General features: G+C 74.4%; 8 protein-coding genes. All 8 read left to right on the top strand.

Annotated elements, in window-relative coordinates:
- Nucleotides 1–7: 7 nt before the first annotated feature.
- Nucleotides 8–460 (top strand): GNAT family N-acetyltransferase, encoded by a 453-nt coding sequence (locus ACFC0D_RS29455; protein ID WP_376442265.1) that lies wholly within the window; start codon nucleotides 8–10, stop codon nucleotides 458–460.
- A 197-nt stretch (nucleotides 461–657) separates the two neighbouring features.
- Entirely contained in the window at nucleotides 658–2,247 is a 1,590-nt protein-coding gene (locus ACFC0D_RS29450) for a class I adenylate-forming enzyme family protein (protein WP_376442262.1), read from the top strand.
- The gene (locus tag ACFC0D_RS29445; RefSeq protein ID WP_376442259.1) at nucleotides 2,244–4,265 is read left to right on the top strand and encodes an FAD/NAD(P)-binding protein; all 2,022 of its coding nucleotides are present in this window, start codon (nucleotides 2,244–2,246) and stop codon (nucleotides 4,263–4,265) included. The genes ACFC0D_RS29450 and ACFC0D_RS29445 overlap by 4 nt, the downstream gene beginning before the upstream one ends.
- A 43-nt stretch (nucleotides 4,266–4,308) precedes the next feature.
- On the top strand, nucleotides 4,309–5,847 hold the full coding sequence (locus ACFC0D_RS29440; RefSeq protein ID WP_376442257.1) for a lyase family protein: 1,539 nt from the start codon (nucleotides 4,309–4,311) through the stop codon (nucleotides 5,845–5,847).
- Entirely contained in the window at nucleotides 5,844–7,250 is a 1,407-nt protein-coding gene (locus ACFC0D_RS29435; protein WP_376442255.1) for an MFS transporter, read from the top strand. The genes ACFC0D_RS29440 and ACFC0D_RS29435 overlap by 4 nt, the downstream gene beginning before the upstream one ends.
- Nucleotides 7,243–9,375, top strand: a complete 2,133-nt coding sequence (locus tag ACFC0D_RS29430) for a molybdopterin oxidoreductase family protein (RefSeq protein ID WP_376442252.1) — start codon at nucleotides 7,243–7,245, stop codon at nucleotides 9,373–9,375. Before ACFC0D_RS29435 ends, ACFC0D_RS29430 begins: the two co-directional genes overlap by 8 nt.
- Complete coding sequence (locus ACFC0D_RS29425; RefSeq protein ID WP_376442250.1) at nucleotides 9,372–10,691, top strand: FAD-dependent oxidoreductase; 1,320 nt, start codon at nucleotides 9,372–9,374, stop codon at nucleotides 10,689–10,691. The genes ACFC0D_RS29430 and ACFC0D_RS29425 overlap by 4 nt, the downstream gene beginning before the upstream one ends.
- On the top strand, nucleotides 10,688–11,800 hold the full coding sequence (locus ACFC0D_RS29420) for an NAD(P)/FAD-dependent oxidoreductase (RefSeq protein WP_376442247.1): 1,113 nt from the start codon (nucleotides 10,688–10,690) through the stop codon (nucleotides 11,798–11,800). The genes ACFC0D_RS29425 and ACFC0D_RS29420 overlap by 4 nt, the downstream gene beginning before the upstream one ends.
- Nucleotides 11,801–11,980 lie beyond the last annotated feature (180 nt).

Raw genomic sequence — 11,980 nt, 5'->3', positions numbered from 1 at the left:
GACGTTCATGGAATTGACAATGACCGATCTCACTCCGGACGACCTCGCGTTCGGCACGGACGTCGGCTCCCTGATCCGGTCCCTGCGCCCCGGCCTGGACGCCGCCGGCTTCCTGGAGTTCGCGACGGCGGCGCACCGCCAGGGACTGGTCTTCACCGCCGCCCACGACACCACCGGCCGCTGCCTGGGCGTGGCCTCGCACCGCGTACTGGCCACCAGTCGGGGCCGCCTGCTCTTCGTCGACGACCTCGTCACCGATCCCGCCGCCCGCTCGGCCGGGGTGGGCGCGCGACTTCTCGACGAACTGCGGGAGCGGGGCCGGCGGGCCGGCTGTGTGCGGATGGAACTCGACACGGGCACGGTCAACCACGGCGCACAACGCTTCTACCACGCACAGCGGATGAACATCGTGGCCCTCCACTTCGCGCAGGAGTTGGACACCGGACTTGACGTACCTTGATTGGCTTCGTTGACCATCTCCCAGGCACTCAGCAGTATCCCCTTCCGAGAACGGCGAAATAGCTCCGTCCATTCTCCGTCCGCCCTTCTTCACCCGCGCATTCCTGCGGGAGCGGCCCGAATTCGCCTTGCCGACCTCTGCCGATCACTGCTGATCTCTGCCGAACTCGGCATTTCTACTGACGAAAGCCTGGGGACATGCTGCTGCAGCGCATTGGAAACCGTGGAATCCGGCTGGGCACGCTGTTCGAGCGAGCAGCGTCCCGGCATCCGGCGAACGTGGTGATCCTCGACCACGATCTCGACATCGCGCCCGACCTGGGGCGACGCACGACGGTCGCGGAGCTGGCCGACCTGATCGACGACTTCGCGTCCCGGCTGTGGGCGGCGAAGGTACGCCCCGGGGAGCGGGTCGTCGTATACAAGTCCGACGGCTTCGACATCACGCTGCTGTCCTGCGCCATCGCCCGTATCGGGGCCGTGCCGGTGCTCCTGTCGCCGAAGCTGGACGGTGCGACCGCCACGGAGTTGGTGCGGCGCACGGACCGGCCGTTCCTGCTGACCGACGCGGCGAAGCTGGAGAAGGAGCTGCCGCCGGAGGTCTTCGAGCTTGCCGGGAAGGTGCTGCTGGCCTCCGGCAGCCACGAGGGCGGGACGGAGCTCGCCGGTCTCGCGGGCGTGGCGCGGGTTCCCGCCGTGACGATGCCGCCGGAGCACCCGACCCTGATCACGCACACCTCGGGCACGACGGGCACCCCGAAGCTGGCCGTGCACACCGGCCGTACGCTGCAGGCCCGTTACCGACCGCAGATCTCCGCCGTCGCGCCGCTGATCCGCGGCCGCGAGACGATCGCGATGCATGTGTCGTTCGTGCACTCGCGGCTCTTCACCGCGCTCGCGATCTCCCTCTTCCGGGGCTTCCCGATCATCGTGCTCGCCGACCCGGACGCCAAGCAGGCCGCCGACCTGTTCGCCCGGCTGAAGCCCGGCATCCTCGAGGCGCACCCCAACTCCTTCATGGAGTGGGAGGAGTTGGCGAGTGACCCGCGCGGGCCGCTGTCCAACGTGAAGCTGTTCTCCTCCACCTTCGACGCGATCCACCCGCGGACCGTGCACACTCTGCTGCGTGCCACGAAGCGGCGCGCTCCGCTCTTCGGCCAGCTGTACGGGCAGAGCGAGGTCGGCCCGGCCGTGGTCCGCGCCTTCACCCGGCGCCGCTCGCCCGACGACGACGGCCGCTGTGTCGGCCGCCCCTTCCCGGGCATGACGGACGTGCGGGTGGTGAGCCGCGACGGCAAGGAGCCCTCGGTGGACAACCCGGGCTACATCGAGGTGCGCAGCGACGGCCGGATCGTCACCTACCTCGGCGAGCAGGAGCGCTACGACCAGCAGGTGTCCGCGGACGGCTGGTGGCGGATGGGCGATGTCGGCTACCGCACCAAGTGGGGTTGTGTGCACCTGCTCGACCGGGAGGTCGACCTGATCGAGGGCTTCGGCTCCACGCTCGCCGCCGAGGACACGCTCTTCGGGAAGCTGCCGGAGCTGGCCGAGGTCATCATCATCCCCGGCGCCGACGGCCGGGCCGTTCCGGTGGTGTGCACCAAGGACGACCGCCCGCTGGACCCGGCGGCCTGGAAGGCCGCGGCCGCCACGCTCCCGCCGATGGCGGAGCCGGTCCAGTGGCAGCTCCGCGAGCTGCCGCAGACCGCCACGACCAAGATCAAGCGGCTCGAGCTGGCGAAGCTGCTCGCCGCCGGCGCCGCGCCGACCACCGGGGAGCACGCGTGAACGACACGCACGCGGAGTACTGCATCGTCGGCGCCGGGCCGCGCGGCCTGTCGGTCCTGGAGCGGATCTGCGCCAATGAGCGGATCGCGCCCAGCCACCGGACCCTGACGCTCCATGTCGTCGACCCGGCCGCGCCGGGCGCCGGTGCGGTGTGGCGGACGGAGCAGTCGCGGCATCTGCTGATGAACACGGTCGCCTCGCAGGTGACCGTGTACACCGACGACAGCGCGCGGATCGAGGGCCCCGTCGAGCCCGGCCCCAGCCTCTACGAGTGGGCGCAGGAGCTCGCCGCGCTCGCCGCGCTCACCGACGACGGGGCACGCGCGGAGAGCGCGGGCGTCGAAGGGTACGACGAGGCGACCCTGGAGGAGGCACGCCGGCTCGGCCCGGACTCGTACCCCTCGCGGGCCTTCTACGGCCGGTATCTGCACGACTCGTTCCAGCGGGTGGTTGCCCGCGCGCCCGGTCACATCACGGTGCGCGTGCACCGTTCGCGGGCGGTCGCGATGGCCGACACCCACGGAGTGCCGGGCGGCCCGCAGGGCGTGCGGCTCGAGGACGGCACCCGGCTCAACCACCTCGACGGGGTCGTCCTCGCGCAGGGCCATGTGCCGGCCCGGCTGACGGCCCGCGAGGCCCGTACGGCGAGCCTGGCCCGGATCCACAACCTGCGCTACATCACGCCCGCCAACCCGGCGGACCTGGACCTGAGCGGGATCGAGCCGGGCCGGCACGTGCTGCTGCGCGGTCTCGGGCTCAACTTCTTCGACCACATGGCGCTGTTCACGGCCGGGCGGGGCGGGGTCTTCGAGCGGCGCGACGGCCGGCTGGTGTACCGCGCGTCCGGGCGGGAGCCGAAGCTGTTCGCGTCCTCGCGGCGCGGGGTGCCGTACCACGCGCGCGGTGAGAACCAGAAGGGCGCGTACGGGCGGTATCTGCCGCAGCTGCTGACCCCGGAGTTCATCGCCCGGCTGCGGGCCCGGAACGTCGACGGCGAGCGGGTGAACTTCGCGCAGGACCTGTGGCCGGTGATCTCGCGGGAGGTGGAGAGCGTCTACTACGGCACGCTCCTGGACTCCCTGGGGCGCGGCGCCGAGCGGGAGCGGTTCACCACCCGCTACCTGGCCACGGCCGAGGAGTCCGAGCGGGCGGCGCTGGTGGCCTCGTACGGCTTCGAGGAGCTCCGCCGCTGGGACTGGGAGAAGCTGTCGCGACCTTACGGGGAACGGGAGTTCACCGGCCGGGACGACTTCCGGGCGTGGCTGCTCGGCCACCTGGAGCAGGACGTGGCGGAGGCGCGGGCGGGCAATGTGGACGGTCCGCTGAAGGCGGCGCTCGACGTGCTGCGGGACCTGCGCAACGAGGTCCGGCTCGCCGTCGACCACGGCGGTCTGGAGGGCAACTCGCACCGGGACGACCTGGAGGGCTGGTACACGCCGCTCAACGGCTTCCTGTCGATCGGCCCGCCCGTCTCCCGCATCGAGGAGATGATCGCGCTGATCGAGGCGGGTGTCCTGGAGGTCACCGGTCCCGGCACGCAGATCCGGCTCGACGCGGCGGCGCCGTCGTTCGTGGCCGCGTCGGACACGGTGCCGGGGCCGCCGGTGCGGGCGACGGTGCTGATCGAGGCGCGGCTGCCGGAGCCGGACGTCCGGCGCACGCAGGACCCGCTGCTGCTGCACCTGCTCGACACCGACCAGGCTGCGCCCTACCGGATCCCCGGTTCCTGCGGCACGAGTTACGAGACCGGGGGCCTGGCCGTCACCGAGCGGCCCTACCGGGTGGTGGACGGCCGCGGCCGGCCGCATCCGCGCCGGTTCGCGTACGGGGTGCCGACGGAGTCCGTGCACTGGGTGACCGCGGCCGGGATCCGGCCGGGCGTCGACTCGGTGACGCTCGGCGACTCGGACGCGATCGCGCGGGCCCTGTGCGGGCTGCCGCCGACGGCGCTCGTGCCGGCGGGGGTGCGGCCGGTGACGCAGGAGGCCACGACGGAGTTCGCCGGGGTGATCGTGTGAGCGGGCGCCGGGACGGGGCGACCGGGCGCGCCGGGGTGATCGTGTGACCCGGTCCTACGACGACGCCGGTCTCCTTTCGCCCGTGCGGGCCGGAACGCCCGTGGAGGCGGCGGTCGGAGACCGGGCGTGGCTGCAGGCCATGCTGGACGCGGAGGCCGCGCTGGTCCGGGCGCAGGCGCGGCTCGGCACGGTCCCGGAGTGGGCGGCGCGGGCCGTCTCCAACGCGGCCCGCGCGGAGCGGCTGGACGTCCGCTCCCTGGCCCTCGCGGCCCGTGAGACTGCGAACCCGGTCGTCGGCCTGGTGCAGGCGCTGACACGGGTGGTCGCGGCGGAGGACCCGGCCGCGGCGGAGTACGTCCACCGGGGCTCTACGAGCCAGGACATCTTCGACACCGGCGCGATGCTGGTGGCGGACCGGGCGCTGCGGCTGATCCGCGCGGACCTCTCCCGTACGGCGGCGGCGCTGGCCGCCCTCGCGGAACACCACCGCGACACGCTGATCGCCGGCCGCACGCTGACCCTGCACGCGGTCCCGACCACCTTCGGTCTCAAGGCCGCGGGCTGGCGCACCCTGCTCCTCGCGGCCGACGACCGCCTGGCCCGCGTCCAGGAGACCCTCCCGGTCTCCCTCGGCGGAGCGGCGGGAACGCTGGCGGGGTACGTGGAGTACGCGCGGCTGGCGGCGGACGACGACCCGCGGGATTCGGCCGCGGCGGCGGGCGAGGGCCCGACGGACGCGGCCGGGGCTGCGAGCGGCGCCGACGCGGCGGGCCGGGCACCGGCCGACGATGCCGGGGTGACCGGCCCCGTGCCGGACGGCCGCCCGCTCGGCGGGTTCGACGTCGGGGCGTACCACGACCGGCTCGTCGAGGCGTTCGCCGAGGAGACAGGGCTGGAGCCCGCGTCGGTGCCGTGGCACGCGCTGCGCGCCCCAGTCGCGGATCTGGCGTTCGCGCTCGCGTTCGCGACCGGCGCGCTCGGGAAGGTCGCGATCGATGTGCAGTCGCTCGCGCGGACCGAGGTCGGCGAGGTCGCCGAGCCGCCGGGCGGGGCGGGGCGCGGCGCGTCGTCGGCGATGCCGCACAAGCGCAATCCGGTACTGGCCACGCTCATCCGGTCGGCCGCGCTGCAGGTGCCCGCGCTCGCGGGTGCGTTGGCGCAGTGCCTCGTGGCCGAGGACGAGCGGTCGGCCGGGGTCTGGCACGCCGAGTGGCAGCTGCTGCGGGAGTGCCTGCGGCTGACCGGGGGCGCCGCGCACACGGCCGTCGAGCTGGTCGAGGGCCTGGAGGTGCGGGCGGAGCGGATGCGGGAGAACGTCGCGCTCACCGGCAGCCGGATCGTCTCGGAGCGGATCGCGGCCGTGCTCGCGCCCCGCCTCGGGAAGGCCGCTGCGAAGGAGCTGCTCACCTGGGCGTCGGTGACGGCGGACCGGAACGGGCGCCCGCTGCCGGAGGTCCTCGCGGACGCCCCGGAGCTCGCCGGTGTCATGGACCGTGCCGAGGTCGACGCGCTGTGCGACCCGGCGGCCTACACGGGCGCGGCGGGCCCCCTGGTGGACCGGGCCCTGAAGGGCGCGTCGTGAGCACCGGCGGCTTCGCGACGTCCCGGTCCCGATCCGCCGGAGGCCGGTGGATCGAGGAGTGGGACCCCGAGGACGTCCGGTTCTGGGAGGCCCGGGGGAAGCGGATCGCGCGGCGGAACCTCGTGCTGTCCGTCGCCTCCGAGCACATCGGGTTCTCCGTCTGGAGCATGTGGTCGGTCCTCGTCCTCTTCATGTCGCCGCGCATCGGGCTGCCGTTCACGCCCGGCGAGAAGTTCCTCCTCGTCGTCACCCCCACCCTCGTCGGCGCGGTGCTGAGGCTCCCGTACAGCCATGCCGTCACCCGCTTCGGCGGCCGCAACTGGACCGTGTTCGCGACCGCCGTGCTGCTCGTCCCCGCCTCCGCCGCCGCGTACTTCGTGCAGCGGCCGGGCACGCCCCTGTGGGTGTTCCTCGTCATCGGCGCGCTCGGCGGCGTCGGCGGAGGCAACTTCGCCTCCTCGATGACGAACATCACCGCCTTCTTCCCGCAGCGCCACCAGGGCTGGGCCCTCGGTCTCAACGCGGGCGGCGGCAACCTCGGGGTCGCCGTCGTCCAGCTCCTCGGCCTGCTCGTGATCGCCACCGCAGGCGACACCCACCCCGCCTACGTCGCCGCGTTCTACCTCCCCCTGATCGTCGCCGTCGCGCTCCTCGCCGCGCTGCGGATGGACAACCTGGCGCCGGTGCGGAGCGAGCAGGGCTCCCAGCGCGACGCCCTGCGCACCCCGCACACCTGGTGGATCTCGCTGCTCTACATCGGCACGTTCGGCTCGTTCATCGGGTACGGCTTCGCCTTCGGCCTGGTCCTGCAGACCCAGTTCGGCTCCAGCCCGCTCGAAGCGGCCTCGTACACGTTCCTCGGCCCGCTGCTCGGTTCGTTCGCCCGCCCGTTCGGCGGGCGGCTCGCGGACCGCTGGGGCGGGGCGCTGGTGACCGCGTGGACGTTCGTGGCGATGGCGGCCGGGACCGGCGGGCTGCTCCTCGCCTCCGCGCAGGGGTCGTTCGGACTGTTCGTGGGCGGCTTCACCGTCCTGTTCGTGCTCACCGGGATCGGCAACGGCTCCACGTACAAGATGATCCCGGCCGTCTTCGCCGAGCAGGCCGGCCGTGAGGTCACCGACGGCGGGGACGCCACGGCGGCGTTCGCCCGCGCCCGGCGCCTCTCGGGGGCCGTGATCGGGATCGCGGGGGCCGTCGGCGCGCTCGGCGGCGTCGCGGTGAATCTGGCCTTCCGGGGGGCGTACGGCTCCGAGGGCGGCAGCGGCGCCCCCGCGTTCCTCGCCTTCCTCGGCTTCTACGCGCTGTGCGTGGCGGTCACCTGGGTGGTCTATCTGCGCCCCGCCGCCCGCACCCGCCGGCCGCTGGAGGCCTCGCCCGTACGCCGTGGAGTCACCCGTGTCTGACCCCGGTTCCCGCTCCCGCACCGTCCATACGCACTGCCCGTACTGCGCGTTGCAGTGCGGTACGAAGCTCAGCCGCGCCTTCGGCGAGGTGTCCGTCGCCCCGTCGGCCTTCCCGGTCAACCAGGGCGGTCTGTGCCAGAAGGGGTGGACCGCGCCGGACGTGCTGACCGTGGCCGACCGGCTTCGGGAGCCGCTGGTGCGCGGCCGGGACGGGCGGCTCGCCCCGGCCGGCTGGGACGCCGCACTCGATCTGGTCGCGGGGCGGCTGAGGGCCGTCCGGCGGGAGCACGGCCCGGACGCGGTCGGCGTCTTCGGCGGCGGCGGGCTCACCAACGAGAAGGCGTATCTGCTGGGCAAGTTCGCCCGGCTCGCGCTGCGCACCAGCCGGATCGACTACAACGGCCGTTTCTGCATGTCCTCGGCCGCCGCCGCCTCCAACGCGGCCTTCGGCGTCGACCGGGGCCTGCCCTTCCCGGTCACCGATCTCGGGCGGGCCGACGTGGTGCTGCTCGCCGGGGCGAACCCGGCCGAGACGATGCCGCCGCTGATGCGCCATCTGGACCGGGCCGCGCTGATCGTCCTCGACCCGCGCCGCACCCCGACCGCCGAGCGGGCCGCGCTGCATCTGCGGCCGGCCCCCGGCACCGATCTCGCCCTGGCGCTCGGTCTGTTGCAGCTGGCGGTGCTCGACGGTCGGCTCGACCACGCCTTCGTGCGGGAGCGGACGAACGGTTTCGAGGCGGCCTGGCAGCGGGCGCTGCCCTGGACGCCGGAGCGGACCGAGCGGGTGACCGGCGTGCCGGTCGCGGACCAGCGGGAGGCGGTGCGGCTGCTCGCCGACGCCCGGCGGGCCTACGTCCTGACGGGGCGGGGCGCCGAACAGCACAGCAAGGGCGCCGACACGGTCTCCGCGTTCGTCAATCTGGCGCTGGCGCTGGGCCTCCCGGGACGGGAGGGCAGCGGCTACGGCTGTCTGACCGGCCAGGGCAACGGACAGGGCGGGCGTGAGCTGGGTCAGAAGGCGGACCAGCTGCCCGGCTACCGGATGATCACCGACCCGGCGGCGCGTGAGCATGTGGCCGGGGTGTGGGGCGTGGACGCGCCCTCCCTTCCCGGACCGGGGCCCAGTGCGTACGAACTCCTCGACTCGCTGGGGACCCCCCGCGGTCCGCGCGCCCTGCTCGTGTTCGGCTCGAACCCCGTGGTCTCCGCCCCGCACGCCGGGCATGTCGCCGAACGGCTCGCCGCGCTCGACCTGCTGGTGGTGGCGGACTTCGTCCCCTCCGAGACCGCGCGGATGGCGGACGTCGTCCTGCCGGTGACCCAATGGGCTGAGGAGGAGGGCACATTGACGAATCTGGAGGGGCGGGTGCTGCGCCGGCGGGCGCTGCTCGATCCGCCGCCGGGGGTCCGGAGCGATCTGGAGGTGCTGCGCGGACTCGCCGTACGGCTCGGGGAGCCGGCCGAGCGCTATCCGGTCCGGCCGCGAGAGGTCTTCGAGGAGCTGCGGCGCGCGACGGAGGGCGGCCGGGCGGACTACTCCGGGGTGAGCTACGAACGGCTCGACGCGGGCGAGGCGCTGCACTGGCCGTGCCCTGCGGTGCCGTCGGGGCCCGCGCATCCGGGCACGCCCCGGCTCTTCCTGGACGGTTTCGCGCATCCGGACGGGCGGGCCCGCTTCCTGCCGGTCGAGCACCGCGACTCCGCCGAACTGCCCGACACCGAACGGCCGTTGTACGCGACGACGGGCCGGGTTCTGGCCCACTACCAGTCCGGGGCGCAGACCCGGCGGGTACGGCGCCTCAACGAGGCGGAGCCGGAACCGTACGTGGAGATCCACCCCGACACGGCCCGGCGGGCGGGCGTCGAGGCGGGCGCGCTCGCCCGGGTGGTGTCGGCCCGGGGCTCGGTGGTGGCGCGGGTGCGTCTGGTGGAGAGCCTGCGGACGGACACGGTGTTCCTGCCGTTCCACTTCCCGGGCGACGGGCGGGCGAACCTGCTCACCGGCGGGGCGCTCGACCCGCGCAGCGGGATGCCGGAGTTCAAGGTGAGCGCGGTACGGGTCGAGCCGGTACGCACTCCGCCGGCCGCGGCGGACGTCGTGCACGCTCCGGTGACCGCGTGAACGGGCGGATCCTGGTCGTCGGCAACGGCCTCGCCGCGCACCGGCTGACCGCCCGCCTCGCGGCGCTCGGTCACGACGGCCCGGTCACCGTACTGGGCGACGAGCCGCACCCCGCGTACCAGCGCACCCTGCTCGGTTCGGTCCTGTCCGGGAGCCTGCCGCCGGGCGCTCTGACGCTGCCGCCGCCACCGGCGGGGGTACGGGTGCGGACGGGCCTGCGGGCCCTCGCGATCGACCGGGAACGGCGGACCGTACGGTGCGCCGACGGGACGCGCCTCGGCTACGACACGCTGGTCCTGGCCACCGGGTCCCGGCCGGCCGGCGATGTGCACACCCTCGCCGACTGCACCCGCCCGGTGCGCGGCAAGGTGGCCGTGGTGGGCGGCGGCGTCCTCGGCGTGGAGACGGCGACGGCACTGCGCAGGCGCGGCCACCGCGTGGTCCTGGCCCACCCCGGCCCGTACCCGATGCACCACCGACTCGACGAGGTGTCCGGCCAGTTGGTCGCGGCGCGCCTCGAGTCGTGGGGGATCGAGCTGCGGCTGGGCGCGTACGTGCCGTCGGACGACACGCTCGGCGCCGACACCGTCCTGCGGTGCACCGGCACCGCTCCGGAGACCACGCTGGCCGAGCGGGCCGGTCTGACGGTCCGGCGCGGCGTCGTCGTCGACGACCGGCTGCGTACGAGCGACCCCTCGATCCGGGCGATCGGCGCGTGCACGGACACCCCGGACCTCGTGGGCGCCGTGGACCTCTCGGGCGCCCTGGCCCAGGCGGAGACCCTGGCCACGCTCCTGACGGGCGGCGACGCCTCGTACACCCCCGCTCCCCCGGTCGTCCGGCCACGGGTCCCGGGCCTGGACGTCGTATGCCTGGGCCCGCGCGGCCGGGCGGAGAGCGACGAGGTCGTGACGTTCTCCGACCCCGCTCGGGGGCGGTACGCACGGATCGAGATCACGGAGCAGAAGGTGGTGCGGGCCGTGCTGGTCGGAATGCCCGAAGGGATCGCGGCCGTCATCCAGTTGTACGACCGGGGACGTCCCGTGCCCGGCGACCGGCTCGCTCTCCTGCTCGGCCTCGGGGCCGGGGCGGATGCCGGGGACGCGGGAGCCGATCCCACCACCCTGGCCGACGACGCCGTGCTCTGCCACTGCAACAACGTCAGCAAGGGGGCCGTCGTACGGGCCTGGCAGGACGGCGCACGGGACGTCGGTGCGGTCGCCGCGGCGACCCGGGCCACCACCGGCTGCGGCGGCTGTGCCGACGCGGTCCGCGCGGTCTGCGCCGCGCTCCGCGTCCCGGAGGGCGTCGTATGAGCCGCCGGACGCTGGTCGTCGCCGGGTACGGGCCCGTCGGGCACCGGCTCGTCACGGAGCTGCGCACCCTGGACCGGACCGACGGATGGCGGGTGGTCGTCCTCGGGGAGGAGCCGCGCGGGGCGTACGACCGGGTCGCGCTCTCCTCCCTCGTCTCCGGTCCGACGCCCGCCGATCTCGCGCTGCCCTCCCCCGACTCCCTGGTGGACGTGCGTCTTTCGACGACCGTGACCGGCATCGACCGGGAGCGGCGGACCGTGCGGTGCGCCGACGGGACGCGCCTCGGCTACGACGCGCTGGTCCTGGCCACCGGATCCCGGCCCTTCGTGCCGCCCGTCCCCGGTCACGACCGGCCGCACTGCTTCACGTACCGGACGGTCGAGGACATCGACGCGATCCGCGGTGCCGCGCGCCCCGGCCGCCCCGGTGTCGTCGTCGGCGGCGGGCTGCTCGGCCTGGAGGCCGCCGACGCGCTGCGGCACCTCGGGATGCGCCCGCATGTGGTGGAGGCCGCCCCACGCCTGATGCCGCTCCAGGTGGACGCGGGCGGCGGCCGGCTCCTCGGCACGCTGGTGCGGGACCTCGGTGTCGAGGTGCACTGCGGGGTGACGACCGTGTCCGTGGAGCCGGACCGGGTGCGGCTCGCGGACGGTACGGAGATCGAGGCCGACCTCGTCGTCTTCTCGGCAGGGATACGGCCCCGTGACGAGCTCGCCGCGGGGGCGGATCTGGCGGTCGGCGAACGCGGCGGGTTTCTCGTCGACGACCGGCTGCGGACCGCGGACGGGCGGATCTGGGCGGTCGGTGAGTGCGCCGCCGTCGAGGGCCGCTGCCACGGGCTCGTCGCCCCCGGTCTGCGGATGGCCGCTTCCGTGGCCCGACAGCTCCTCGGCCTCGACCACACGCCGTTCACGGACACCGGCCGGCCGACGCGGCTCAAGCTGCTGGGCATCGGCGTCTCGGGCTTCGGCGACATCCACGCCCGTACCGAGGGCGCGATCGAGTTCAGCGAGGCCGACCGGGCCGGCGGCCGCTACCGGAAGCTGGTCCTGGCGCCGGACGGACGGACCCTGCTCGGCCGGGTCGAGGTCGGCGCGGCACGCCCCTGAACTCCCCGGGCCGGTGGATTCCCGAACGGCCCTTGGAACAGCACGAAGCGGCGCCGCCGGGGGCACCGGCGGCGCCGCGGCCGGTGCGCCCCCGCCAACCCCCGCGCCCGCGCCCCACCGCGAATAACGAGGCCGGTCTCATATAAACAAAAACGAGCCCACCAGACCGCGCGTGGTCCG

Origin of the sequence: Streptomyces sp. NPDC056222 (assembly GCF_042264065.1) — a bacterium.
GTDB lineage: Bacteria > Actinomycetota > Actinomycetes > Streptomycetales > Streptomycetaceae > Streptomyces.
Note: the sequence above shows the minus strand (reverse complement) of the source record. Positions and strands in the feature narration are given on the sequence as shown.

Bases quoted from the DNA above. Each gene is read 5' to 3' on its own strand.
- ACFC0D_RS29455 (WP_376442265.1), top strand. From the start codon at position 8: ATGGAATTGACAATGACCGATCTCACTCCGGACGACCTCGCGTTCGGC.
- ACFC0D_RS29450 (WP_376442262.1), top strand. From the start codon at position 658: ATGCTGCTGCAGCGCATTGGAAACCGTGGAATCCGGCTGGGCACGCTG.
- ACFC0D_RS29420 (WP_376442247.1), top strand. From the start codon at position 10,688: ATGAGCCGCCGGACGCTGGTCGTCGCCGGGTACGGGCCCGTCGGGCAC.